The sequence below is a fragment of the Actinomadura sp. 7K534 genome (assembly GCF_004348575.1).
In the GTDB taxonomy this organism is placed as follows: Bacteria; Actinomycetota; Actinomycetes; order Streptosporangiales; family Streptosporangiaceae; genus Spirillospora; species Spirillospora livida.
Genome location: NZ_SMKB01000045.1, coordinates 1 through 25,453 on the forward strand (window position 1 = coordinate 1; position 25,453 = coordinate 25,453).

Sequence of the window (25,453 nt, forward strand, 5' to 3'; positions counted from 1 at the left end):
CCCCCGGGCCGTCCCGTCCCCCGGCCTCCTACCAGCCAGCTTGCCGCACGGGGCGGATCTCCGCAGTCGGAAGCGGCGAGACCGGCCCGGCGGCGGCACCCCCGGCGAGGACCGCCGGAGGGCCTCCCGGGCGGCGGAGGCCCGCAGATTTCCGAAATCTTCCACCCGGTAGTGGTTTTCTACCCCGTTCGCGTCCTCCGTCCCCGGGCCGGCGCCGCCGCCGATGAGTACCGATCAGTATGCGTGCCCTTTTCCACCGCGACCTGATCACAGAGAATTCATTCGCGACTACTTACGGAGACATCTCCCGCTCCGCAGGGCCGCCACGTTTGATGACCTGGGCGGATAGATGAGAGAATCTCAGCAAGCCGGGCATCGGACGCGCCTCACGACCGCGTGATCCCCGTACATTCCGCGCCAGGAGCCCAGAGGGGGCGAGCTGGAGAATGTCACCGGAACCGCGAACGCTCAAGGAGTGCTTCGCCCGACTGGACGCCGATCCCGCGGGTGCGACCAGCTATTTCTACGGCCGCCTATTCGCGCGGGAACCGCGGCTGCGCACCCTTTTCCCGCCCGCGATGGGCCCCCAGCACGACCGGTTCTTCCAGGCGCTCACGCGGATCGTGTGGAGCCAGGACAACCCGGCCGAGCTCGCCAGCCACCTCGGCCGGCTGGGCCGCGGCCACCGCAGGTACGGCGTCCTGCGCGAGCACTACCCCGCCGTCGAGACCGCGCTGCTGGCGACGCTGCGGACCTTCGCCGCCGACGTGTGGACCCCCGAGGCGGAGGCCGCCTGGACCGCCGCCTACCGGTCCGCCGCCGCGACCATGATCGCCGCCGCCGAGCGGGACGCCGCCGCGCACCCGCCCTGGTGGGTCGCCGGGATCACCGGCCACGACCGCCGGGCCCACGACCTCGCCGTGCTCACGCTGCGGCCCGAGCGGGCGCTGCCGTTCCTGCCCGGCCAGTACGTGAGCGTGCAGACCGCGCGCTGGCCCCGCGTCTGGCGGCCCTACTCGATCGCCAACGCGCCCAGGCCCGACGGGACGCTGCGCCTGCACGTCCGCGCCCGGCCCGCCGGCTGGGTCAGCGGCGCGCTGGTCCGGCACTGCGCCCCCGGCGACACCGTGCTGCTCGGCCCGCCCACCGGGACCATGAACCTCGACCCCGGGTCCACCCGCGGGCTCCTCCTGATCGGCGGCGGCACCGGCCTCGCCCCGATGAAGGCGCTCGCCGAGCAGGCCGCCGCGTCCGGCCGCGACGTCCGCCTGCTCGTCGGGGCCCGCACCGAGGACGGCCTGTACGACCTGCCCGCTCTACGGAGGCTGGAGTCGGCCTGCGCGCGGCTGCGGGTGACCCCCGTCCTCTCGGGGGCGCCGGCACCGCCCGGCGGCCTGCACGGCCGGATACCCGACATCCTGCCCGGCTACCTGGACGGCCTCCCCGGCTGGGAGGACCACGACGCCTACGTCGCGGGCCCCGTCCCGCTCGTCCGCCGGACCGTCACCGCGCTGCAGCGGCACGGGCTGTCCCTCACCCGCATCCACCACGACCTGCTCGCCGCCGAGAACTGAGGGGTCACCACCCGGCGCGCTCGCGCAGGAACGCGGTCGTCGCCCCGTCCGCCGGGTAGAACGACTCGATCGCCAGCTCCGCGACCGTGATGTCGACGGGCGTGCCGAACGTCGCGATGGTGCTGAAGAACGACAGTTCCCGGCCCTCCACCCGCATCCGCAGCGGGACGAACACCTCGTGGCCCTCGGGCGGCGCGATCGCCTCCCCCACGTCCCCCGGGAAGCTTCGCAGCTCCCGGTGCAGCTGGGCGAGCGACGCGTCCGCGGTCAGCGCCACGTGCCGCCGCACCCGGTCGATCATGTGGGCGCGCCACTCGGCCAGGTTCAGGATGTTCCGGGCCATCCCGTCGGGGTGCATGCTGAGCCGCAGCACGTTCAGCGGCGGCTCCAGCAGCTCCGGCGGCGCGCCCTCCATGAAGAACGCGGCCGCGCCGTTCGCGTCGACCAGGTTCCAGAAGCGGTCGACGACCACCGCCGGGTACGGCTCGTGCCCCTCCAGCACCTGCCGCAGCGCCGCCCGCACCGAGTCCATCCTCGGCTCCTCCATCGGCGTCTCGTCGAACACGGGCGCGTACCCCGCCGCCACCAGCAGCAGGTTCCGGTCGCGCAGCGGCACGTCCAGGTGCTCGGCCAGCCGGAGCACCATCTCCCGGCTCGGCGCCGCCCGGCCCGTCTCCACGAAGCTCAGGTGCCGGGTCGACACGCCCGCCTCCGACGCCAGCTCCAGCTGGCTGAGCCTCCGCCGCTGCCGCCACGCGCGCAGCTGCTCCCCGATCGGTCTCACATCGCTCAGCGCCGTCGTCATCGCACCGACGCTACCCGGGCCGCGTCATGGGGACGATGACGTCCGAGGTAATGGACGCGGCCCCGAGCCGGTCGCCAGAGTGGGCACCGACGACCCGAGGAGGACCCGTTGACCACCGAGCTCACACCCGACCAGCTCGCCGACGCCATGCCCTTCGCCCGCGCGCTGGGCGTGGCGATCGACTCCGCCGGGCCCGAGGAGGTCACCGGCCATCTCGACTGGACCCCGGACCGCTGCACCGCCGGCGGCATCATGCACGGCGGCGCCCTCATGGCCCTCGCCGACACCCTCGGCGCGGTCTGCGCCTCCCTCAACCTGCCGCCGGACACGTCCACGACGACGCTGGAGTCCAAGACGAACTTCTTCCGCGGCGTGAAGGACGGCCGCGTCCGTGGCGTCTCCCGCCCCCTGCACGCCGGCCGGACCTCGATCGTCGTGCAGACCGACCTGTTCGACGCGTCCGACCGCCGCGTGGCGCAGGTCACCCAGACCCAGGCCGTACTGCGCCCGTGAAGTCGGCCCGTCAACGGCCGACGCCTTTACGTTGTAGATTTTTTGAGGTGGCCGTCGAAGAAGGCGAAGATCCGGGTCCAGCCGTCCGGCGCGTTCTCCCGGCCGCGCCCCATCCCGAAGGCGATCTTGGCCACCGGCCCGAGCGGCCCCGGCAGCGCGGACTCGGTCATGAAGGAGTGCCCGGTCGCCGGGTACTCCTTCACGTCGTGCGTTGCGCCCGACCCGGCGAGCGCCCGCTCCAGCTTCCCCGCCGCCCCGCGCAGCGAGGGGTCGGCGGCGCCGTAGCTCGCGACGATCGGGCACGCGCCGCGCAGCGCCTCCTCCGGCCGGCGCGGCAGCATGCCGTAGTTGACCGCGGCGACCTTGAAGTCGTACTTCGCCGCCGCGACCAGCGCGAACCCGCCGCCCATGCAGAATCCGCAGACGCCCACGTCGCCGGTGCAGTCGTCCCGCCCGGCCAGCCAGGCCCGCGCCGCCTCGATGTGGTCGTACGCCGCACCGCGGCCGGCCCGCATCTCCCGCATCGCCTTGGTGACGCAGCGCACCCAGGGAGCCCCGTTGTAGAGGTCCGGCAGGACGGCGAGATACCCGTTCGCGGCGAACCGGTCCGCCTGGGCGCGCATGTCCCCGGTGTTCCCCAGCGCCTCGAAGACGATCACCACTCCGGGCCAGGGCCCCTCCCCCTCGGGAACGGCAAGGTACCCCGGCAGCTCCCGCTCACCCACGGGAATCACGATGTTCGACATAGCGTCCAACACTTCCCCACCGGCGCGCCTTGCGCCTAGACCCAAACGCCTGCCCGGACCACTGCGGCGTCCGGGCGGGCGCCGCTCGGGGAGGTCAGACCTTGCGCCACTTGGGGATCCAGGCGCCGTCCTCGACGACGTAGTCGCCGAACAGGTCCGGGGCCTCCTTGCGCATCACTTCGCCGATCTTGCCGAAGAGCAGGCGGATCTCCTCCTCGGCACCGGGAGCGGTGCGGTTCTCCAGGGTGTGCCGCAGCGTGCGGACGTTGGCCGTCCAGACCAGGCCCGTGCCGACCCCCTCGGGGGCGAACCGGCGCATGAACGAGGTCTTGTGCTTCTTCTCCTTGAACGGCACGCCCTCGTCGTCCAGGCCGAAGTGCTCGGCCATCCAGCCCTGGAACTCCTCCATCTGCTCCAGCATGGCGGTGGCGCGCTTCATCAGCTCCAGGTCCTCGCGGGCCCACTCCGGGAACCAGAACGGGATGTCCTGGAGCCGGACGAAGCGCAGCGACTCCTGCGAGATGGCCACCCCGGGACGATGTCTTACCAGCTCATGAGTCAGAACTCGGCTCACATTGTGCAGGACGAAGCTGAAGCTGACGTGCTCCAGCACCGAGCCGTGCAGGCTGCGCAGGATGTTCTCCAGGTACTGGCCGGAGTCCGTGCGGACCTTGACCACGTTCGGGTTCAGGCCCGGCTCCCACGAGCGGTAGCAGAGCCGGCCGGCGAACTCGGCGAGGGTCTGCGGGTCGTTCAGCTCCTCGTCCAGGTCGCCTCGGTCGAGCCGCTCCAGCCAGCTCTCCCCGCCCACGTCCCGCAGGTACCGGGCGACTTCGTCGTAGTCCATCTCGGGCCGTGCGACGAGGTACACCTCGGGCTCAACGCTCTTCACTCTTCCCCCCACGGGTCGTTACGTCGTCCCTAGGAAACCACCAGGCTCCGCCGGCCGCGACCTGGGGTGCGGAGGCCGCGGCCGCGTATGCCCGGATCCGAGCGGGGCTTATCAGGCCAGGGCGTCGATGTCGGTGAGGACGGCACGGCGGCCCTCCTCGTCCAGTGAGGAGGCGTGGACGGCGTTGCGGGCGAGGGACGCCAGGCCCGCGCGGTCCAGGCCGAAGACCTCGGCGGCGACGCGGTACTCGCCGGTGAGGGTGGTGTCGAACATCGGCGGGTCGTCGCTGTTCAGCGTGACGAACAGGCCCTCCTCCAGCATCCGCGGCAGCGGGTGCGAGGCGAGGTCGGCGACCTGCCCGGTGCGGAGGTTGGACGTGGGGCAGACCTCCAGCGGCAGCTGCGTCTCGCGCAGGTGCGCGACGAGGCGCGGGTCCTCCAGGCAGCTGAAGCCGTGGCCGATGCGCTCGGCGCCGAGCCCCTCGATCGCCTCCCAGATCGTCTCCGGGCCGGTCATCTCCCCCGCGTGCGGGACGCTGCGCAGCCCCGCGGCGCGGGCGGCGGCGAACGCGTCGCGGAACGCGTCCCGGTGCGGCGGGCGGCACTGCTCGATGCCGCCGAGCCCGAACCCGACGAGCGCCTCCGGCGGGTGGCCGAGGGCGTGGTCGGCCGTGCCGCGGGCGCCTTCGGCGCCGAACTCGCCGGGGATGTCGAAGATGTATGCGACGCGGATGCCGTGCCGGTCGCGGGCCTCGCGCGCGGCGTGGTCGAGGGCCTCGGTGATCGCGGGCATCGGCATCCCGGCCCGCTGGTGGGTGTAGGGGGTGACGGTCAGCTCGACGTAGCGGGCGTTCTGCGCGGCGAGGTCGCGGGCGGTCCCGAGGACGAGGGTGCCGACGTCCTCGGGGGTGCGGACGAGGCTGGAGACGGCCTCGTACACCTCGGCGAAGTGGGGGAAGTCGCGGAACTCGTAGAAGGCGCGCAGCTCCCGCTCGTCCACCGGGACGGGTCCGTCGGGGTGGCGGCGGGCGAGTTCGAGGACGGTGGGGACCGAGGCGGAGCCCACGAGGTGGACGTGGAGCTCGACCTTCGGCAGGGCGTCGATGAACGCCTCGATGGATGTGGTTTCGGTCAGCACGCCGCGAAGCTAACAGCCGTTCGGTCCGCCACAACAGGCAAATCCATGAAATCTGCCACAAGATTGTCAGAAACACCCGGGACGGTGTTCGGGTGCGGCAGGATGGGAGGCGTGCGGGCCGCTCGGTTGATCTCCATGGTGCTCCTCCTGCAGTCGCGGGAGACGATGACGGCGGGCGAGCTGGCGCGGGAGCTGGAGGTCTCCGAGCGCACCGTCTACCGGGACATGGAGGCCCTGTCGGCGGCCGGCGTCCCGGTGTACGCCGACCAGGGGCGCGGCGGCGGGTACCGGCTGGTGGGCGGGTACCGGACGCGGCTGACCGGCCTCACCCGCGAGGAGGCGGAGGCGCTGTTCCTGTCCGGCCTCCCGGGCCCGGCCGGGGAGATGGGGCGCGGCGACGCGGTGGCCGCGGCCGAGCTCAAGGTGCTGGCGGCGCTGCCCGCGTCCCTGCGGGACGCCCCGTCGCGGGCGAACCAGCGGTTCCACCTGGACGCCCCCGGCTGGTTCGGCGCGACAGGCCCGCCGCCGCTGCTGCGGGACCTCGCGCGGGCCGTCTGGGAGGACGAGCGGGTCGAGCTGCGCTACCGGCGCGGGGACGCCGAGGTCGCGCGGGAGGCCGAGCCGTACGGGCTCGTCCTGAAGAGCGGCACCTGGTACCTGGTCGCGCGGGTCGCGGGCGCGCCGCGCACCTACCGGGTGGACCGGGTGACGGAGGTCCGGCCGACCGGGGACGTCTTCGACCGCGACGAGGGGTTCGACCTCGCCGCGCACTGGCGGGAGCAGGCGGCGGAGTTCCTGCGGTCGATCCTGCGCGCCGAGGTGACCGTCCGGCTGTCCCCCGCCGGAAGGCGGATCCTGCGGTACGCCGTCGAGCCGTACGCGGCGCGCCGGGCGGTGGAGGACGCCGGGGAGCCCGACGAGGCGGGATGGGTGGTGACCACGCTCCCGGTCGAGTCGCTGGACGTCGCCGCCGCCGAGCTGATGCGGCTCGGCCCGGAGGCCGAGGTCCTGGCCCCGCCGGAGCTCCGGGAGCGGATGGCGGAGGGCGCGGCCAGGCTCGCCCGGCTGTACGCCTCCCGGCCGGAGGACTGAGCGCCCCGGCGTCCGGCCGCCCGGCCCTCGGGGGGCCGTCAGTCCTGCTTGCGCGCGATCGCCTCGCCCAGCTCCTGCTTGGTCATCTTCGAGCGGCCCTGGACGCCGAGGCCCGCCGCGCGGTCGTAGAGCTCCTTCCTGCTGCTGCCCTCGACGTCCACGCCGCCGGCGCTCCGGCCGCTGCCGCGGCGGGCGTCCGGGTCCTTGGCCCGCTGGTCGGACGGCCCCTTGCGCTTCTTGGGGACCCACCGGTCGCCGCGCTTCTCGAACTTGTGCTTGAGCGCGGAGTAGGCGGTGCGGTGCGCGCGCTGCCCCTCCCCGTAGGTCTCGACCGCGGAGTCGTGGGCCTTGGCGAACGTCTCCTGCGCCTCCTTCGGGGAGCGCTGCAGCGTGCCGGGAAGCTCCTCCTTCCGCGGCTTGCCGCTCTTGGTCGTCTTCGGCATGGCTCCTCCTTCCGTCTGCTCGCCGCCATAACCGGCCGGATTCCGTTCAAACCGGCGTAATGGGCGGGGCCGCCGGCGATCGGGGGATCGCCGGCGGCCATGCGGAGGGCGGGTCTTCGGAGGTGCGGCCTCTAGCGGTATCCGGTGACGTCCGCGGGACGTCCGGCGTCGACCACCTCGGTGATGTAGCGCCAGGCGTCGGGACTGCTGCCGTCGGCGTCGGTGAACCCGTAGACCTTCGCGAGCCCGCCGCTGGACAGCGACGCCCCGTTCCAGCGCGACCGGTCGGGGTCGGCGGCGAGCGCGGCGGCGGCGCGGCCGACGAACACCGGGGACTCGGAGATCGCGAAGTTCGGGACGTCCTTGGCGGCGTCGAGCCAGTTCTCCTCGGTGACGCCGAAGTGGTCGAGCATCGCCTCGGAGCGCAGCCAGCCCGGCGTCAGCGCCACGGCGGTGCCGCCGTACCCGGCGATCTCCTCCGACTGGGCGAGCGCCATCCGGATCACGGCGCTCTTGGCGAGGTCGTAGAAGTAGCCGACGTCCCTGCGGTACCGGGCGTTGTACTCGGCGGTGCCGTCGGTCATCTCGATCACGAGGCCGCCGGGCTCGCGGATCAGCAGCGGGAGCGCGCGGTGGCTGGTGACGGCGTGGGTCTCGATGGCCAGCCGCAGCAGCCGCAGCCCGTTCTCCAGGGACTGCTCCCACAGCGGCTTGCCGAACTCGAACAGGTGGTCGGCGCCCCAGATGTCGTTGACCAGGACGTCCAGCCGCCCCCGCTCCGCGTCGATGCGGCGGACGAGGGCGTCGACCTGCCCGGGGTCGAGGTGGTCGACCCGGACGGCGATGCCCTCGCCGCCCGCGGCCGTCACCCGTTCCGCGGTCTCCTCAATGGTCTCGGGACGGTCCATCTCCGATCGGCTCGACCGGGTGGACCGTCCCGTCACGTACACGGTCGCTCCCGCGGCGCCGAGCTCCACGGCGATGCCGCGGCCCGCGCCCCGCGTTCCCCCGGCGACCAGGGCGGTCCTTCCTTCCAGTGCACGGCTCATGGGGACGATGCTCGCACCGAAACCTGACAGGTCACGTCAGGTTTCCGGCCCCTTGGCCGGTGGTCGTCCGTCAGGTGAAGATGCTGACCCCACCGGGGCCGACGAGGAGCCCGACGACGATGAGGACGATGCCCCAGAGCAGGTCGCGGCGGGCGACGATCACGTAGATTCCGGCGATCACCAGTACGACGGCGATGAGCCACAGAATTGTCATCATGGCAAGCGAGATCCCCGGTAGATACACGACAAAACCGGATTCTCGTCACGGATGTCCATAAATCCTGTTACGGACACTCCGTTATGGACGGAGGGGGAGTCGACCTCCCCCTCCGCCGGGATAACGGCGATCACCAGCGCCACCCGGGGGCGGCGCGGTGGCCGGTCACCAAGTCTTCCGGGTCTCCCCGGTCCCGCGACAGCGACCTAAGGACTATTTCGGGCCTGCCGATCTCCTGCTTCAGGACTAGGAGCAGTTCAACTGTGCGAGCGGTTCAAGTCTGGGAACGGCTCAGCCGCAGCACGTTCGCGACGATCCGGTGCCCCGCCCGGCCCGCCGCCGTGAGGATGGACTCCGGGTGGAACTGGACCGCCCAGCGCCGCCGCGCGGGGTCCTCGATGGCCATCACGACGTCCCCGGTCAGCGCCGTCACCTGGAAGCCCCGCACCCGGTCGGGCGTGGCGTGCAGCGAGTGGTAGCGGGCCGCGGTGAACTCGTCCGGGAGACCCTCGAACAGCTCGCCGCCGGTCACCTTCACCTGGCCGGGCTTGCCGTGGGACGGCTCGGGCAGCAGCGCGAGCTCGCCGCCCGCGTGCTCGACCATCGCCTGGAGGCCCAGGCAGACGCCGAAGACCGGGAGGCCCCGCTCGTCGAGCGCGTCGAGGAGGGCGCGGGCGTCGAAGTCCTCGGGGCGGCCGGGGCCGGGCGACAGCACGACGAGGTCGGGAGCGTACTCGTCCAGCATCCGCACCGGGAACCCGTGCCTGAGCGTGGTCACCGATGCGCCCTGCTGGCGGAAGTAGTCGGCCAGGGTGTTCACGAACGAGTCCTCGTGGTCGACGAGCAGCACCGTGAGGCCGTCGCCCGCCCCGGCCGGCGGCGCCGCCGTCGGGGCCTCCTCCGGCGCGGCGGGCCCGGCGTCCCGCCGGCCCGCGGTGAGCGCGCCCAGCAGCGCGCTGGCCTTGAGGTGCGTCTCGCGCTCCTCCTCGTCGGGGTCGGAGTCGTAGAGCAGCGTCGCCCCGGCCCGGACGGTGGCGACGCCGTCGCGGATCTGCGCGGTCCGCAGCGTCAGGCCGGTGTTCATCGACCCGTCGAAGCCGACGAACCCGACGGCGCCGCCGTACCAGCGGCGGGGCGAGTCCTCGTGGTCCTCGATGAACTGCATCGCCCACGCCTTGGGCGCGCCGGTGACGGTGACCGCCCACATGTGGGTGAGGAACGCGTCGAGGGCGTCGAACCCGGGGCGCAGCCGCCCCTCGATGTGGTCGACGGTGTGGATCAGCCGCGAGTACATCTCGATCTGCCGGCGGCCGAGGACGCGCACGCTGCCCGGCACGCAGATCCGCGACTTGTCGTTGCGGTCGACGTCGGTGCACATGGTCAGCTCCGACTCGTCCTTGGCGGACGACAGGATCGTGCGGATCTGCTCGGCGTCCTCCAGCGCGTCGGCGCCGCGCCTGATCGTCCCGGCGATCGGGCACGTCTCGACCCGGTCGCCGCTCACCCGCACGAACATCTCCGGCGACGCGCCGACGAGGTACTCGCCCTCGCCCAGGTTGAACAGGAACTCGTACGGCGCGGGGTTGGTCTCCCGCAGCCGCTCGAAGAACGCGGCGGGCGCGTCGCAGTGCGCGTACATGGCGTGGCCGGGCGTCACCTCGAACAGGTCGCCGCGGACGAACTTCTCCTTGGCGTCCCGAACCATCTGCGCGTACACGCCGGGGACGGGCTGCGGGGGGAGCTCCGCCGCGGGCGGCGGCACGGGCGTCGCCCCGGTGCGGCGCGGCAGGCCCGCGGTGCCGGTCCCGCCGACCTCGAAGTCGTAGGAGATCCGGTGCGAGGTCTCGCGCTTGCGGTCCACGACGACCATCTCGTCGGCCAGGTGCAGGACGAGGTCGCGCTGGTCCGCGGGCCGCTCGGTGCTCGTCCGCAGCGGCTCGAACTGGAGCGACAGGTCGTACCCGAACGCCCCGTACAGGCCGAGGTGGGGGTCGTCGCAGCGGAACAGGTCGACGACGGCGCGCAGCGCGGTGAAGACGGTCGGCCGGCGGCTGCGCTCCTCCTCTGGGAAGAACCCCTCCGCGGGCGGGACGAACACCTCGAACAGGTCCGGCTCGTCCGCCCGCACCTCACCGGTGCCGCGCAGCGCGGCCGCGACCGCGGGCAGGACGACGCGGCCGCGCCCGTTCAGGGCCCGCAGCTGGACCGCCCTGCCGCGGGCGACGATCTCCAGGCAGGGGTCGACGTAGGCCATGTGCCAGCGGCTGTACCGGCCGGGGTACTCCATGCCGGAGCTGAGGACGCCGCCGCGCCGCTCGCCCACGGCGGCGACGAGTGCGTTCAGCACATCGGACTTGCGCTCCGGGTCGACCGGTGTCGCCGTGCGGGTGACCCGCACTCCCCCGGCCGTGACGAACTCGCCGGCGGGCGGCTGCTGTGAGACGGTTTCCACCGCGGTGGCCCCTCGAATTTCCGGGCCCTGCACCCCAGGCGGCGAACACGCGAAAAGACCGCCGGGTGAGGGCGGTCGCCTGGGTCTTTACATCACGAACCGGCGCCGCCTCAGCGGCGCCACCACCACTGGGAGGCTGCGGTTCGCATGGCGCCGAGGATACCAGGTTCCCCATGCGGACCGGGAGCCCGTCGCGCCACCGCCCGTTCCGCGACAGAATGCGGTTCTAGTCACCTGGAGGGATCCCATGGCCTTTGACATCCCGGCGTCCGTCCGGCCGGTGCGCGACGCCGTGCACGCCTTCATGACCGAGCGCGTCGAGCCCGCCGAGCCGGTGCTGCGGCGCGGCGGCGGCGAGGCGGCCGACCTGGTCGCCGGCCTGCAGCGCGAGGCGAAGGCGGAGGGCCTGTGGGCGCTCGGCCACCCGAAGGAGCTCGGCGGGGGCGGGCTGCCGTTCCTCGACTACGTCTACGTCAACGAGGTGCAGGGGCGCAGCGAGTTCGGGCAGCTCGCGCTCGGCACCTACACGCTGCAGGACTCGCTGATGCTGCACCGGCACGCGGGCGCGGAGCAGCGGGAGCGGTTCCTGGAGCCGCTCGTCCGCGCCGAGATCAACCCGAGCTTCGCGATGACCGAGCCGGGCATCTCCGGCTCGGACCCGACGCAGCTGACCACCACCGCGACCCTGGAGGACGGGGAGTGGGTCATCCGCGGCCGCAAGTGGTTCACGACGTTCGCCAACAGGGCGGCGTACACGACGGTGATGTGCCGGACGGAGCCGGAGGGCACCTCCCCGTACCTCTCGTTCAGCATGATCCTGGTGCCGACCGACACCCCCGGGTACACGATCGTCCGCGACACGCCCGTGCTGGGGCTGGACGGCGGGCACTGCGAGGTGCTGTACGACGAGGTGCGCGTCCCGGAGGGCAACCTGCTGGGGCCGCGCGGGCACGGCTTCGTGATCGCGCAGGAGCGGCTGGGGCCGGGCCGCATCTTCCACTGCATGCGGTTCCTCGGGCAGGCGCAGCGGGCGTTCGACCTGATGTGCGCGCGGCTGCACGAGCGCACCGCGTTCGGCGAGCCGCTGTACAAGAAGCAGCTCCTCCAGCAGCACGTGTTCGACTCCTACGCCGAGATCCAGTCGGCCAGGCTGCTCACGCTGCAGGCCGCGCACAAGATCGACTCCGGGGAGCAGGGCCTCGGGGCCGAGGCTCGGGTGGAGATCGGGGTCGTCAAGGTGGTGGCGGCGCGGATGCTGAACAACGTCGTGGACCGGGCCGTCCAGGTCCACGGGGCGGAGGGCCTCACCGACGACACGCCCCTCGGCCACATGTACCGGCACGCCCGCGCGGGCCGGATCTTCGACGGCCCGGACGAGGTGCACGTGACGACGACCGCGCGGCGCATCCTCAAGGAGTACGGCAAGGGCGGCAACTGGGAGTTCGCCCTGCGCTGAGCGCCGCCCGGGCGGCGGGGAGGGTCGCGGCGCCGGCGCCGCCTGTCAAGATCGCACGGGTGTCCGGAGGCGGCCGGGCGGCGCCGCCTGCGGCTTCGGCGGTGGCCGGTTCGGGCACGGGACCGCGGCAAACTATTAGGATACTTTCCTATTTATGCCGAACAGACACACGGCCGTGCTGTCGGCCGCCGCGCTCACCGCCGCCCTCGCGGCGGTGCTCTCGCCGGGCGCGGCGTCGGCGGCCTGCCATCCCGACGCCCGCGACCTCCTGCTGACCTACCAGCCGGTCGACCACACCGTCACCGACGCGCGGTACCACCTCGCGCGGCTGACCATCGACAACCGCGACCGCCGCTGCGCCCTCGGCGGCGGATGGGCCCTGTACTTCAACTCCGTCAGGCAACCCGCCGCCGTCCTCGCGGGCCAGGACGGCGACACCGCACGCGAGCGGCTCGCGGCGCAGGGGCTCGCCGTGGCCCGCGCGGACGCGGCGCAGAGCGGCGACTTCTACGCGCTGCGGCCGGTGGACGGCTTCCGGCCCGTCGCGCCGGGCGAGCGCCGGAAGATCGACATCAACGTCGAGCTGTGGGCCGTCCACAAGTCCGACGCCCCCGCCGGATGGACGATCGCCTTCGGCGGCGGCAAGCCGGAATGGGTGCCGGCCAGGTCGCTCCTCGACCCGGCGGACCCGAAGCAGACGACCGCGTTCTCCGGCGACAAGCGCCCGGTGGAGTCGGCCGCGACCCGGTACGCCGCGAACACCGCCCCGGAGACGGACCTCACGCTGAAGCAGAGCCTCGTCCCGCAGCCGCTGTCGGCGGCCGCGTCCGGCGGCACGGTCGCGATCGGCGGCGGCTCCCCCGTCTCGGCGCCGCGCTCCCTGCGCGGGGAGGAGCGCTACCTGCGCTCCGCGCTGCGCGACGTCGCCCGCGGGCGGGGCGCGCCGATCTCCCTGCGCGTCGACCCCGGTCTCGACGCCGACCGCGACGGCGAGGCCGACCCGGAGGGCTACACGCTCACCGCGACCGGCCGGGGCGTCCGGATCACCGGCGCCGACCGCGCCGGCGTGCTGTACGGCATCCAGACCCTGCGGCAGCTCGTCCCCGCCGCCGGCTACGAGGCGGCGGCGCGCGGCCGGCGCCCGGCCACGGTGCGGGTCCCCCGCGCCGAGATCGCCGACGCGCCGCTGTTCGGCTACCGGGGCCTGCACATCGACGTGGGCCGCCACTTCGAGACCGCGGCGACCGTCAAGAAGTTCCTCGACCTGATGAGCTTCACCAAGCTCAACAAGCTGCACTTCGGGCTGACCAACGACGAGGGCTGGCGCCTGCAGATCCCGGGGCTGCCCGAGCTGACGGGCTACGGCTCCAAGCGGGAGTTCGACCTGAAGGAGACGGGCGCCCTGCACCAGGGCATGGGATCCGCCGACGACCTCCGCCCCGGTGACGGCATCGCCCGGAAGCCGCGGGACGAGGCGGAGGCCAACCTGGGCCACCGGCCCGCGTACCAGGGCTTCGAGCAGGGCACGCTCAACTTCGTCGGCAAGGGGAGCGGCTTCTACACGGTCGGGGAGTTCCAGGAGATCCTGCGCTACGCGGCCGAGCGGCACATCGAGGTGATCCCCGAGCTGAACTTCCCCGCGCACGCCCGCGCCGCCGTCCAGTCGATGGAGCACCGCCACCGCCGGACGCACGACTCCGCGTACCGGCTGCTGGACCCGGACGACACCAGCCGGCACGTGAGCGTCCAGTACTACAACGACAACCTCGTGAACCCGTGCCTGGACAGCACCTACAGGTTCCTGGACAAGGTCGTGTCCGAGGTGGCGGAGATGTACGCCAGGGCCGGCGTCCCCTTCGAGCGCCTCAACCTCGGCGGCGACGAGCCGCCCGGCCCGCCGGAGGGCTGGTGGTCGGGATCGCCCGCGTGCCGGGACAACCCCGAGACCGCGGGCCGGTCGGGCGAGGAACTGAAGCGGATGTTCTTCACCCGCTGGAACGCCATAGCGCAGAAGGCCGCCGGCAAGACCGCCGGGTGGGAGGACATCACCGACCCGGCGCACTCGTTCCGCCTCAAGGGCTTCAGCCCGCTGCCCTGGCAGAACGTGTGGGGCTGGGGCCGCGAGGACTGGGCGTACCGGTTCGCCAACGAGGGCACGCCGGTGATCCTCGCCCACGCGACCAACCTCTACATGGACCTCGCCTACAACAAGGACCCGGACGAGCCCGGCTACTACTGGGCCGCCTACGTGGACGAGAAGAGCACCTTCACCTACCAGCCGTTCGACGTGTACGCGAACGCGGTCGAGGACCGCTGGGGCAACCCCGTCACGCCGAACCCGTCCTGGACGCGGCTCACCCCCGAGGGCCGCGGGAACATCCTCGGCCTGGAGGCCCAGATGTGGGGGGAGAACGGCAAGACGCCGGAGTTGCGCGAGTACCAGGCGTTCCCCAAGCTGCTCGGCGTGGCCGAGCGCGCCTGGAACCGCGAGACCCCGGCGCCCGGCGAGATGGAGGCCGCCTGGCGGGTCTTCACCAACACGCTCGGGCAGAAGACGTTCCCGCTCCTGTCGTTCTACCGGCCGGTGGGGCTGCCCGGGGAAGGGGTGAACTACCGGATCCCGCCGCCCGGCGCGCGGATCTCCGGCGGGACGCTGTGGGCGAACGTCCGCAACCCCGGCATGGCCATTGAGTACTCGACGGACGGCCGGACCTGGCGGCGGTACGGCGGGCCGGCCAGGGTCGGCGCGTACGCGCTGACCCGCACCCGCGCCGCGGACGGCCGCGCCAGCCGTATCTCGCCGGTCGGCGTCCCCGCCTGGGACGGCGGCGCGCCGTACAAGGCCGGCGCGCTGGTGAGCCACCAGGGCGAGCTGTACCGGGCGACCCGTCCGGGCACCGGCCGGGAGCCCGGCGTCGCCGGAGGCCACTGGAGCCTCCTCCGCTAACCGCCGGCCCCGCGCGGAAAGCGGCCCGGCCGCCCGTTCACACGGACGGCCGGGCCGTTCCGGGTCGCTCAGGCGCGGCCGTACTCGTCCTCGAGGCGCTCGATGTCGTCCTCGTCGAAGTGCCCGAAGGCGATCTCCAGGACGCGCACGGCCGGGCCGTCCGAGCCGAGGCGGTGGGTGTCGCCGGCGCGGATCAGCACCCGCTCCCCCACCTCGGGCAGGATGCGCCGCCCGGCCACCTCGAACACCGCGCCGGGGTCGAGCGCCACCCACAGCTCGGCACGGTCGCGGTGCCGCTGCAGGCTGAGCCGCTGGCCGGGCCGCACATGAATGATCTTCACGGTGGACGGCTCGTTCAGCGTGAAGCGCTCGAAGCTCCCCCAGGGCCGCCGTTCGGTCTCCACGGCGGGTTCCGTCTCGGCCGCCTCGGGCCGCACGTCGGCCTGCACGCGCGCGTCGGTCTGCACAGTCACCTCGGGAATCGTGGGTCGGGAGAATCGGGGGAACGGCCGGGGGCCTGGTCTGCGGCGCGGTCGCCGGACGCGGCGGCCGGCAGGCCGCGGAGGACGAGGTCGACGAGGCCGTCCACGACGTCCTCCCGCGGGACGTCCTCGCCGTGGTCGAGCCACCAGTCGCCGGCCGTCTGCACCATGCCGACGATCGCGTGGCCCCACACGTACGCGCGGGTCCGGTCCGCGAGCTCGCCGTCGGCGATCATCACCTCGGCGAGTTCCCGGCTCACGTCGCGGATCATCGTGCTCATCGCGCTGTGCGTGGCGGTGTCCTCGGCGCTGGCCCGGTGCATCAGGAAGCGGTAGAGGTTGAGGTTCTTGGAGATGGTCGCCAGGTAGGTGTCGATGGTGGTGCGGGTGCGGTCGCGGATCGGGTCGTCGCGGGAGAACTCCTCCCGGATCCCCTCGATCAGCTTGCGCGTGTGCCGCTCGGCGAGCGCCTGGTAGAGGCCGCTCTTGTCGCCGAAGTGGCGGTAGAGGATCGGCTTGCTGATCCCCGCCTCCGCGGCGATCGCCGCCATCGACGCCTCCGGTCCCTCCCGCTGGATGACCCGGTCGGCGGCCTCCAGCAGGGCGCGGCGGCGCCCGGGATCGCGCCGTGCGCCCGCTCCGCCCCGCGAACCTGTCATGCCCGCAAAGGTATCGGGGGTGTTACCCGGTGACAACACCGCCTGGCCTGGGCGGAACTCGGGCACCGGTGAGCTTCCCGGTACGCGGCGCCGGCGGCTAACGTGATCGGGGTGCGGACGCTCTACTCGGTGCGGCTGGAGGGCCTGGCCGCCAACCCCGCCGCCCCGGCCGGCCTGCTGCTGCTGATCCTGGAGCGCGCGGAGCCGCGGATGCGCAACGCGCTGCTGCGCCGCGAGGGCGTGCCGGACGCCGTGTACGAGGCCGCCGCCCGGCACCCCGACCCGCGCACGCGCCGGCTGGTCGCCACCACCGGGCACGCGCCCGTGCCGGTCCGGGCGCGCCTCGCCGACGACCCCGACCCCGTCGTCCGCCGCGCGGTGGCCGCGGCGCCCGAGCACCGGGAGCCCGCCAAGCCCCTGCCCGGCGACGTCCTCGCGCGGCTCGCCGCCGACCCGGACGCGCAGGTGCGCGACGCGCTCTGCGACAACGCGGCCCTGCCCGCCGGGGTCCGGGCCGCCCTGGCCGCCGACCCGGACGCCAAGGTCCGGCTGGGCGCGCTGTGGAGCTGGCCGGAGCCGCCCGACGAGGTCGTCGACGCGGCCCTCGACGACCCGGACCCTGCCGTCCGCCGGCTGGCGATGCGGCTGGCCTGCCACCGACGTCCCGAGTTCGCCGCGCCGCTGCTGGCGAGCGGGCCGGCGTGCGCGGTGGCCTCCACCGTCCCGCTGGACGCCGGCCAGGCGCGGGAGCTGTGCCGCGACCCGCGCCCCGAGACGCGGGCCGCGGCGGCCGCGAACCCGCATCTGCCGCCCGACCTCGTCGGGGTCCTCGCGGCCGACCCCGAGCCCGCGGTGCGGCTCGCGGTGTCGCTGCGCCCGGAGCTGACCGAGGAGCAGCGCGCGGCCATCGACTACCACGTCGGGCCGGACGACCGGCTGCGTCCGCCGGAGTGGTTCTGGGCCCGCCTGGACGACATCGGCCTGCTGCGCCGCTGCGCCACGTCCGCCCACGTGGGCCTGCGCCGCTTCGCCGCCCACAGCCCGCACCTGCCCGCCGACCTCGTCGCCCGCCTCGCGGCCGACGACGACTTCGCCGTCCGGCTCCTGCTGTCGGAGCACCACCCGGACCCGCCCGGTGAGCTCCTGCTCGCCATGGCCCTGGAGTCGCCGTTCTTCACCAGCCTGGACCGCGTCGGCCACCCCAACTTCCCCTGCGCGGGCCTCGCGCGCCTGGCCGGCTCCGCGGACGCGACGGCCCGCGCCCTTGCCCTGCGCGATCCCGCGCTCACGGCCGGACTGGTCGAACGGCTCAGCCGCGACCCCGACGCCGCCGTCCGCGCCGCGGCCGCCCGGGACGAGCGGCTCCCGGTCCCCCGCCTGCTGGAGCTCCTCGACGACCCGGACGCCGCCGGAAGCGCCGCCCGCAACCCGGGCCTCCCGGAGTCCGCGATGAAGCGCATCCTCTACGACGTGGCGATCATCTGACGGCCCGGCGGGCGGCCGTGCGGGCCGACCGGCGTGGCGCGGAGGACGGTCCCGCGTTCCCTGAAATCATCTCGGGGTGACCGAGAGATCCGTCGTTCCGGCCCTGCCGGCGGGACTGCGCGCCTTCCTGGTCACCGCGACGAACAGCACCAGCGTGCTGCTGGCCGCCACCGCGGCCGGGCTGCTGTGGGCCAACCTGCCGCTCGGCGACTCCTACGAGCACTTCTGGGAGACCGAGCTGGCCGTCTCCCTGGGCGAGCGCGGGTTCTCGCTGACGCTGCGTGAATGGGTCAACGACGGGCTGATGACGCTGTTCTTCTTCGTCATCGGCCTGGAGATCAGCCAGCAGATCAGGGTCGGGCAGCTGCGCGACCGGCGGCTGGTCGCGGTGCCGGTCGTGGCGGCCGCCGGCGGCATCGCGGTGCCGGCGCTGACCTACACGGCGATCAACGCGGGCGGACCGGGCGCGGCCGGCTGGGGGATCCCGGTGGCCAGCGACACCGCGTTCGTGCTGGGGCTGCTCGCGGTGATCGGCGCCCGCTGCCCGGAGCCGCTGCGGCTGTTCGTGCTGACGCTCACGGTCGTCGACGACATCCTGGCGATCCTGATCGTCGCGGTCTTCTACACCGAGGACCTCTCGCCCTGGGCCCTGCTGGCCGTGGCGGTCCTGGTCGCGCTGATCGCGGCGCTGCGGTGGCTGCAGATCTGGCGGGCGCCCGCGTACGTGGCGCTCGGGCTCGGCGTGTGGGCGGCGATGCTGGAGAGCGGCGTCCACCCGACGGCCGCCGGGGTGCTCCTCGGCATGCTGGTGACGGTGTACGCGCCGAGCGAGCACAAGCTGCTCACGGCGAGCGAGATCGTGCACGCGCTGTCCCGCGACCCGAGCCCGGAACTGGAGCGCCTGGCCACCCGGAGCGTCCAGCGGACCGTGTCGATCAACGAGCGGCTCCAGCTGCGGCTGCTCCCCTGGACGAGTTACGTCATCGTGCCCGTCTTCGCCGTCGCCAACGCGGGCGTGGTGCTGAACGCCGAGACGCTGGGCGAGGCGGCCACGTCCCCCATCGCGATCGGCGTCGCGGCGGGCCTGCTGCTGGGCAAGTTCGGCGGCATCGCCATCGGGACCTTCATCCCGCTGCGGCTCGGCTGGGGCGGCCTGCCCGGCAACCTGGTGTGGGGCCAGGTCCTCGGCGGTGCGGCCGTGTCGGGCATCGGCTTCACCGTCGCGCTGTTCATCACCGGCCTGGCGTTCGCCGACGAGCCCGCGATGCAGAGCCAGGCCAAGATCGGCATCCTCGCCGGCTCGCTGCTGGCCGCAGTCATGGGCTGGCTGATCTTCCGGCTCGCCTGGGACCGCGGCGGTGTGTGCGCCCCGCCCGGCGCCCCCGGCGACGACGGCGCCTTCGAGCCCGAGCCCGAGCCGGTGCCGTCCGTCACCGCCCGCGACCATGTCCGGGGCCCGGACGACGCCCCCGTGACCCTCGTCGAGTACGGCGACTTCGAATGCCCCTACTGCGGGCGCGCGGTGGACACGATCAGGCGCCTGCAGGAGCAGTACGGCGACAGGCTGCGGTACGTCTTCCGGCATTTCCCGCTGCGCGAGGTCCACCCCCACGCGGTCTCGGCGGCGGTGGTGTCGGAGGCCGCGGCCGACCGGGGGCGCTTCTGGGAGATGCACGACCTGCTCTTCGCCAACCAGCTGGCGCTCACCGACGCCGACCTGACCTCCTACGCGGAGCGGCTCGGCGTGGAGGCGTGGGCCGACCTCGCCCGGCACCGCGAGCGCGTCAACACCGACCGCGAGGCGGGCGAACGCAGCGGCGCCTCCGGCACCCCCACGTTCTTCGTCAACGGAGCCCTCCACGAGGGCCCGCACGACCAGGCGGGCCTGGCCGCCGCGATCGACCAGGCCCTCGAAGAGGCCCGCGGCACCCCCTGACCCCCGCGCCGTACGAGGTGCGGTCCGTGACCGATCCGTGGTGGCCACGGATGCCGGTCCGTGCTCGCGGCGGCGACGCTTCTCAGCAGTCACCCGACCGCCGAGGAGGACGCGATGAGCACCATCGCAGCGCCGGCCCCCGCACCCCGGAACACACTTGGGGGCACGGCAGGGCACGCCGCGCGGCCGCCGCTGATGAGCCGGGCGTTCGCCCTGGTGCTGGTGGCCGGCACCGGCTCGGCGACGAGCTTCTACCTGCTGTTCTCCGCGCTGCCTCGGTACGCGGACGCGAACGGGGCCGGCGGGGCGGGGGCCGGGCTGGCCACGGGCGTGATGATGCTGGCGACCGTCGGCACCGAGCTGGTCGTCTCGCGGCTGGTGGCGCGGTTCGGGTACCGGGCGGTGTTCGGAGCGGGGCTGGCGCTGCTGGGGATTCCGGCGCTGGCGCTGGCGGCCTCCGGGTCGATGGCCGTGATCCTTGCGGTCTGCCTGGTGCGGGGCGCCGGGTTCGCGGTGGCGGTGGTCCTGGGCGGGGCCCTGGTGGCCTCGATCGTCCCGCCCGAGCGGCGCGGTGAGGGGCTGGGCGTCTACGGGATCGCCTGCGGGGTGCCGGCCATGGCCGCGCTTCCGCTGGGCCTCTGGCTGAGCGACGCGGCCGGTTACACGCCGGTGTTCGTCCTGGCCGGCGTGTCGGCGCTGGCCGGCCTGGCGGCGGTGCGGGACCTGCCGGGACGCCGGCCCGCGCCCGAGGGGCCCCTCGGGATCGTCGCCGCCGCCCGCAGCCGTGCGCTGCTCGGCCCCGCGCTGGTGTTCGCCGCGACGGCGACGGCGACCGGGATCACCGCCACCTTCCTGCCGCTGGCGGCCGGCGGGGCCGCGGCGTGGGCGCTGCTGGCGCACGGCCTCACGGCCACGGCCACCCGGTGGTGGGCCGGCCGGGACGCGGACCGGAACGGGGCGGCGCGGCAGCTGGTCCCGGGGCTGCTGATCTCGGCGGGCGGGATCGCGGTCCTGGTGCTGGTGTCCGACCCCGCCGCGGCGCTGGCCGGGATGGTGGTGTTCGGCGCCGGATTCGGCCTCACCGGCAACGCCAGCATGGCCGTGCTGCTCGACCGCGTCCCCGCGTCGTCCTACGGGACCGTCAGCGCCCTGTGGAACATCGCCTACGACGCGGGCATCGGCCTCGGCGCCGCCGGCTTCGGCCTCCTCGCCGTCCGCACCGGCTACCCGGGCGCCTTCGGGCTGACGGCCGCGCTCATGCTGCTCCCCCTCCTCGGCGGGAGGGGCGCGCTCGCCCGGCCGGCCCGGACCGGGCCCGCCACCGCCGCCTGACCCTCCACGACACCCATTGCAGATCACCAGCGAAAGGGAAACGACCATGAGGAAGATCATCGTCTCCGAGTTCACGACCCTGGACGGCGTCATCGAGAAGCCCGGCGAGCTGGGCTGGGCCTTCCGCTTCGACCGCGGCGAGGAGGGCGACGCCGTCAAGGCGGACGAGGTCCGCTCCGCGGGCGCGCTGCTGCTGGGCCGGACGACCTACGAGGGCTTCGCGCAGGCATGGCCCCGGCAGACCGGGGACTTCGCCGAGAAGATGAACGGGATGCCCAAGTACGTCGTCTCCAGCACGCTGCGGGACCCCGAGTGGGAGAACACGACCGTCATCACGGTGGACGAGGTCGCCGACCTGAAGCGGCAGCCCGGCGGGGACATCCTCGTCAACGGAAGCGCCGAGCTCGTCCAGGCGCTGGCGGCCCGCGGCCTCGTGGACGAGTACCGGCTGATGGTCTACCCGCTCATCCTGGGCGGCGGGCGCCGGCTGTTCCGCGACGGCGCCGAGGAGGCGGCGCTGCGACTGGTGGAGGCCAGGCCGCTCGGCGACGACGGGGTCGTGCTGCTCACCTACCGGCCCCTGCACCGCACCGTCACCTCGGCGGACGGTACGCCCATCGCCTACGACCGCACCGGCGCGGGGCCCGCTGTCGTCCTCGTCCAGGGCGCGTTCTCGACGCGCGACGACCCGACCATGACCGGTATCGCGGAGGCGCTGGCCGCCCGGTTCACCGTCTACAACTACGACCGGCGCGGCCGCGGCGGCAGCGGCGACATCGCGCCGTACGCCGTCCAGCGCGAGATCGAGGACCTGACCGCGCTGATCGAGGCGGCCGGCGGGCGGGCGATGGTGTTCGGCGGGTCCTCCGGCGGCGCGCTGGCGCTGGAGGCGGCCGCCGCGGGCGCGCCGATCACGCGGCTGGCGGTGTTCGAACCCCCGTACGCGACCGCGCCCGGCCACCGGCTGCCCTCCCACCGGGAACTCGCGGCGCTCGCCGAGCAGGGCCGGCGCGGCGACGCGGTCGAGCTCTTCCTGACCCGGGGCGCCGAGATGCCGCCCGAGGCGGTGGCGGGCATGAAGGAGCAGCCGTTCTGGCCCGGGATCGAGGCCGTGGCGCACACCCTCGCCTACGAGGCGTCGGTCGTGGGCGACGGGCCGGTCCCGGAGCGGGTGTCCGCGGTCTCCGTCCCGACGCTGGTCCTCGCGGGGTCGGCGAGCTCCGATCGGATGAAGGACGCGGCGCGGGAGGTCGCCGGGCGGGTCCCGGACGCCCGCCTGGAATGGCTGGAAGGACAGGCGCACGGCCAGGCCGACCCGGCGTCGATCGGGCTGGCGCTGGAGAAGTTCTTCTCCGGCTGACCCTCCCCTTCGCGAATGGCGCGTCTCCCAGGCGAGATGCGCTATTCGTGCTTCATCAGCCGGGCCATCTCCGCGCGGCCCTCGTCGGCCCGGCCGGGCAGGAGCAGGAGGGTGGCCGCCCGTTCGAAGCGGGCGCCGAGGCGCTCCCACGCCTCGGCGGAGGCGGCCAGCTCGCCGGCGTCGCCGTGCAGGCGCCCCCTGGCGCGGGCGAGGCACGCCGCACCCCACGCGTTCTCCGCCGCCGCGGCCTCGGCGGCGGAGACCAGCGCCGCCGCGTCCGGGAGGCCCGCCAGGACGGCCAGTTCGGCGCCGGCCGGGTGGGCGTACCCGGCGTAGAGCGGGTCCGTCGCGTCGGAGAACAGCCCGGCGACCAGCTCGGCGGCACCGCCGAGGCACCCGCCGTGCACGGCGACGAGCGCGTCGGCGAAACCGGCCAGCGCCGAGAGGTCGAACACCTGGCCCGTCGCCGCGTCCGGCACCCGGGCCCGCCACTCCCGGTGCCGCGCGCGGTCGCCGCGCAGGCCGTGCACGAGCGCGGGACCGACCGCGGCCGGCAGCATCATGCCGCTGCCGGGCCGGCCGGCCCGCAGCCAGCTCTCCCACGCCTCGCCCGCGTACCGCAGCGCCTCGCCGAACTCCCCGCTCAGGGCGAGCGGCACGATGACGGTGTTGGACGACAGGTAGTACTGGTCATGGAGCAGGTCGTCCGCCAGCGCCCGCCGCGCGACGGCCAGCGCGCCGGGCAGGTCGCCCGCCGCGGTCGCGCAGTTCACCGCCACGTGCACGATGTCGACGATCTCGGCCGCGCAGCGCGGGTCGTCGCCGGGCAGGGCGGCCAGCAGGTCGAGCCGCTCGCGGCCGGTCCGGTGCGCCGCCCGCAGCCGGCCCGCGCGCAGCGCGGCGCTGACCACCGCGTCGAGGCCGGCGCTGACCAGCACCGGATCGCCCGCCGCGCGGGCCGCCGCCACGGCCCGCTCCGCGAGGGCGGGATCGGCGCTGTAGGGCTCGGCCGAGGCCGTCCAGGCGCGGGCGGCGGCGAGCCACGCCGCGACGACGGGGTCGCCCGGGTCGCCGGCGGCCTCCGCGCGCTCCACCAGCCGCAGCAGGTCGGCGTGCGGGATCGCGTACCAGCCGGGGTTGCGGGCCGTCGTGACGACCGCCGTGGCCAGGAGGACCGCCTCCGCGCCGCCGTCCCCCGCGTCCCGCGCCCGCTCCGCCGCCGCGCACAGCAGCTCGAAGTGCTGGTGGCCGCCGGTCGGCATGACGTGCGTGCAGTCCGCCGCGCTCTTGAGGTCGCCGGCCGCCTCCGCGGGCGACCCCGCCCGCTCGGCCGCCTCCATGAAGTGGTCGTACGCCTCGCGCGTGAACCGCCGCGCGTACGCCAGGCCGCCCAGCGACCGCGCCAGTCCGTGCGCCGTCTCCCCCGCGTCCGCGGGGGCGGCGGCCAGCGCGGCGCGCAGATCGTCCGCGACGGCGTCGAACCCCTCGCCCGCGGGCGCGTCCGCCAGTTCGGCGGCGACCCGGGACGCCCACGCGAGATGCAGCCTCCGCAGGCCGGCCTCCTCGCCGCTGAGCGCGAGCCGTTCCGCGGCGAAGGCCCGGACGGTCTCCAGGAGCCGCCAGCGGGCCGGCCCCGCCCTGACGACCATGTTCTTCTCGGCGAGCCGGCCCAGCACGTCGGCCGCCGCGTCCGCCGGGGTGCCCGGGGTCACCGCGAGGACCGCGGCCAGGTCGAAGCCGCCCGCGAACACCGCCAGCCGGCGGAACAGGGCGCGCTCCTCCTCGTCGAGGAGGTCGTGGCTCCAGGCCAGGACGGCGCGGAGCGAGCGGTGCCGCTCGTCGGCCCCCCGCCCGCCGGTGAGGAGGCGCAGCCGGTCGGACAGGACGGCCAGCACCCCGGGCGCGCCCAGCGACGCGCAGCGCGCCGCGGCCAGCTCGATCGCGAGCGGCATGCCGTCCAGCCGGGCGCAGATCTCCGCCACGGCGTCGGGGTCGGCGGCGAAGCCGGGGTCGGCGGCCAGGGCCCGGTCCGTGAACAGCGCCTCGGCGTGCGAGGCGAGCGGCAGCGGCCCCACCCGGACGATCCGCTCCCCCGGGATGCCGAGCCGCTCCCGGCTGGTGGCCAGGATCCGGGTGCCCGGGCAGGCCGCCAGGATCCGGTCCGCGAACTCCGCCACCGCGTCCAGCACGTGCTCGCAGTTGTCCAGCACGACCAGCGCCCGGCCCCGCCCCAGCCGTTCGGCGATCACGGTGCGCAGCTCGGACTCCGGGCGCTCGGCGACGCCCAGCGCGGCCGCGACGGCCTGGTCGACGAAGCCGTCCCGCACGGGCACCAGGTCGACGAACACGCCCCCGTGCCGGGAGGCGGCCGCCGCCACCGCGGCGAGCCGCGACTTGCCGGCCCCGCCGGAGCCGAGGAGCGTCACCAGCCGGGCCCGGCCGGCGGCGGCCTCGATCTCCGCCAGCTCGGCGTCCCGCCCGATGAACGAGGTGTGCGCGGCGGGCACCCCGGAGACCGTCCCGCGCCCGTCCTGCTCGCCCGGCTCGCCCTGTCCGGCCGCGAGGACGGCCAGCTCGCGCCGGTTCGCCGCCCCGTACTTGCGCAGGAGGGACGACACGTGGCTCTCGACCGTCCGGACCGAGATGTGCAGCCGGCTCGCGATCTGCGTGTTGGTCAGATGCCGGCCCACGGCGGCCAGCACCTCGGCCTCGCGTTCGGAAACCTCGACGGGATGCACGCGACCATGGTGCCGCATCGGTCCCGGACGCCGGGCCGGAACGGAGCGCCTTTAGTCCCCGAATGACTGTCCGCAGGCCGGACGCCGGTCGTCTCACTCACCGTGAGCGCATTATCGCCGACGAAAATGCGGCACCGG

At 74.3% G+C, this 25,453-nt stretch carries 21 protein-coding genes; 9 read left to right on the plus strand and 12 right to left on the minus strand.

The window, feature by feature from the left end; all coding sequences use genetic code 11:
* The first annotated feature begins 446 nt into the window (after nucleotides 1-446).
* Nucleotides 447-1,574: a globin domain-containing protein gene (locus E1266_RS12185; RefSeq protein WP_132046450.1), complete on the plus strand. Its 1,128-nt coding sequence runs from the start codon at nucleotides 447-449 to the stop codon at nucleotides 1,572-1,574.
* A gap of 4 nt (nucleotides 1,575-1,578) precedes the next feature.
* Here the strand turns inward: E1266_RS12185 and E1266_RS12190 are convergent, their stop codons facing one another.
* Nucleotides 1,579-2,379: a helix-turn-helix transcriptional regulator gene (locus E1266_RS12190; protein ID WP_132046451.1), complete on the minus strand. Its 801-nt coding sequence runs from the start codon at nucleotides 2,377-2,379 to the stop codon at nucleotides 1,579-1,581.
* Between the two features lie 108 nt (nucleotides 2,380-2,487).
* Here E1266_RS12190 and E1266_RS12195 point away from each other — a divergent pair, with 108 nt between their 5' ends.
* Complete coding sequence (locus E1266_RS12195; protein ID WP_243718380.1) at nucleotides 2,488-2,892, plus strand: PaaI family thioesterase; 405 nt, start codon at nucleotides 2,488-2,490, stop codon at nucleotides 2,890-2,892.
* Nucleotides 2,893-2,918: 26 nt separating this feature from the next.
* Here E1266_RS12195 and E1266_RS12200 read toward each other — a convergent pair whose 3' ends face one another.
* The 4 genes from E1266_RS12200 to E1266_RS37900 form a co-directional block, all read right to left on the minus strand.
* Nucleotides 2,919-3,617, minus strand: coding sequence for a dienelactone hydrolase family protein (locus E1266_RS12200; protein WP_207945588.1), 699 nt, complete (start codon nucleotides 3,615-3,617; stop codon nucleotides 2,919-2,921).
* Nucleotides 3,618-3,732: 115 nt separating this feature from the next.
* Nucleotides 3,733-4,530: an FAD-dependent thymidylate synthase gene (thyX, locus tag E1266_RS12205; protein WP_132046453.1), complete on the minus strand. Its 798-nt coding sequence runs from the start codon at nucleotides 4,528-4,530 to the stop codon at nucleotides 3,733-3,735.
* A 111-nt stretch (nucleotides 4,531-4,641) separates the two neighbouring features.
* Entirely contained in the window at nucleotides 4,642-5,667 is a 1,026-nt protein-coding gene (gene add / locus E1266_RS12210) for an adenosine deaminase (RefSeq protein ID WP_243718381.1), read from the minus strand.
* On the minus strand, nucleotides 5,661-5,804 hold the full coding sequence (locus E1266_RS37900; RefSeq protein WP_165966045.1) for a hypothetical protein: 144 nt from the start codon (nucleotides 5,802-5,804) through the stop codon (nucleotides 5,661-5,663). The genes add and E1266_RS37900 overlap by 7 nt, the downstream gene beginning before the upstream one ends.
* Here E1266_RS37900 and E1266_RS12215 point away from each other — a divergent pair.
* Entirely contained in the window at nucleotides 5,779-6,759 is a 981-nt protein-coding gene (locus E1266_RS12215) for a YafY family protein (RefSeq protein ID WP_132046454.1), read from the plus strand. The two genes, E1266_RS37900 and E1266_RS12215, sit on opposite strands and share 26 nt — an antisense overlap.
* A 38-nt stretch (nucleotides 6,760-6,797) precedes the next feature.
* Here the strand turns inward: E1266_RS12215 and E1266_RS12220 are convergent, their stop codons facing one another.
* The 4 genes from E1266_RS12220 to E1266_RS12230 form a co-directional block, all read right to left on the minus strand.
* Complete coding sequence (locus tag E1266_RS12220; RefSeq protein WP_132046455.1) at nucleotides 6,798-7,202, minus strand: ChaB family protein; 405 nt, start codon at nucleotides 7,200-7,202, stop codon at nucleotides 6,798-6,800.
* Nucleotides 7,203-7,333: 131 nt separating this feature from the next.
* Nucleotides 7,334-8,251: an SDR family oxidoreductase gene (locus E1266_RS12225; protein WP_132046456.1), complete on the minus strand. Its 918-nt coding sequence runs from the start codon at nucleotides 8,249-8,251 to the stop codon at nucleotides 7,334-7,336.
* A gap of 70 nt (nucleotides 8,252-8,321) precedes the next feature.
* The gene (locus E1266_RS37905) at nucleotides 8,322-8,468 is read right to left on the minus strand and encodes a GPGG-motif small membrane protein (protein WP_165966046.1); all 147 of its coding nucleotides are present in this window, start codon (nucleotides 8,466-8,468) and stop codon (nucleotides 8,322-8,324) included.
* Nucleotides 8,469-8,742: 274 nt separating this feature from the next.
* Nucleotides 8,743-10,920 (minus strand): anthranilate synthase component I, encoded by a 2,178-nt coding sequence (locus tag E1266_RS12230; protein ID WP_132046457.1) that lies wholly within the window; start codon nucleotides 10,918-10,920, stop codon nucleotides 8,743-8,745.
* A gap of 247 nt (nucleotides 10,921-11,167) precedes the next feature.
* Between E1266_RS12230 and E1266_RS12235 the strand changes: the two genes are divergently transcribed.
* The gene (locus E1266_RS12235) at nucleotides 11,168-12,376 is read left to right on the plus strand and encodes an acyl-CoA dehydrogenase family protein (RefSeq protein ID WP_132046458.1); all 1,209 of its coding nucleotides are present in this window, start codon (nucleotides 11,168-11,170) and stop codon (nucleotides 12,374-12,376) included.
* A 154-nt stretch (nucleotides 12,377-12,530) separates the two neighbouring features.
* Nucleotides 12,531-15,323, plus strand: coding sequence for a family 20 glycosylhydrolase (locus E1266_RS12240; RefSeq protein WP_132046459.1), 2,793 nt, complete (start codon nucleotides 12,531-12,533; stop codon nucleotides 15,321-15,323).
* Between the two features lie 68 nt (nucleotides 15,324-15,391).
* On the opposite strand, the gene E1266_RS12245 is transcribed toward E1266_RS12240, so the two are convergent.
* Both E1266_RS12245 and E1266_RS12250 read right to left on the minus strand, forming a co-directional pair.
* Nucleotides 15,392-15,796, minus strand: a complete 405-nt coding sequence (locus E1266_RS12245; protein ID WP_243718382.1) for a phosphomannose isomerase type II C-terminal cupin domain — start codon at nucleotides 15,794-15,796, stop codon at nucleotides 15,392-15,394.
* Nucleotides 15,793-16,464, minus strand: a complete 672-nt coding sequence (locus E1266_RS12250; protein WP_132046460.1) for a TetR family transcriptional regulator — start codon at nucleotides 16,462-16,464, stop codon at nucleotides 15,793-15,795. The genes E1266_RS12245 and E1266_RS12250 overlap by 4 nt, the downstream gene beginning before the upstream one ends.
* Nucleotides 16,465-16,575: 111 nt before the next feature.
* Between E1266_RS12250 and E1266_RS12255 the strand changes: the two genes are divergently transcribed.
* From E1266_RS12255 to E1266_RS39370, 4 genes are all read left to right on the plus strand, one after another.
* Complete coding sequence (locus E1266_RS12255) at nucleotides 16,576-17,949, plus strand: hypothetical protein (protein ID WP_207945589.1); 1,374 nt, start codon at nucleotides 16,576-16,578, stop codon at nucleotides 17,947-17,949.
* Between the two features lie 76 nt (nucleotides 17,950-18,025).
* Nucleotides 18,026-19,885 carry a Na+/H+ antiporter NhaA gene (gene nhaA, locus E1266_RS12260; RefSeq protein ID WP_243718383.1) on the plus strand — a complete coding sequence of 620 codons (1,860 nt, stop codon included), beginning with the start codon at nucleotides 18,026-18,028 and terminating at the stop codon, nucleotides 19,883-19,885.
* A 114-nt stretch (nucleotides 19,886-19,999) separates the two neighbouring features.
* Nucleotides 20,000-21,217: an MFS transporter gene (locus tag E1266_RS12265; protein WP_132046461.1), complete on the plus strand. Its 1,218-nt coding sequence runs from the start codon at nucleotides 20,000-20,002 to the stop codon at nucleotides 21,215-21,217.
* A gap of 46 nt (nucleotides 21,218-21,263) precedes the next feature.
* The gene (locus tag E1266_RS39370) at nucleotides 21,264-22,577 is read left to right on the plus strand and encodes an alpha/beta fold hydrolase (protein ID WP_132046462.1); all 1,314 of its coding nucleotides are present in this window, start codon (nucleotides 21,264-21,266) and stop codon (nucleotides 22,575-22,577) included.
* 41 nt (nucleotides 22,578-22,618) lie between these two features.
* Here E1266_RS39370 and E1266_RS39850 read toward each other — a convergent pair whose 3' ends face one another.
* Nucleotides 22,619-25,315: a LuxR C-terminal-related transcriptional regulator gene (locus E1266_RS39850; protein WP_165966047.1), complete on the minus strand. Its 2,697-nt coding sequence runs from the start codon at nucleotides 25,313-25,315 to the stop codon at nucleotides 22,619-22,621.
* Nucleotides 25,316-25,453: the final 138 nt, after the last annotated feature.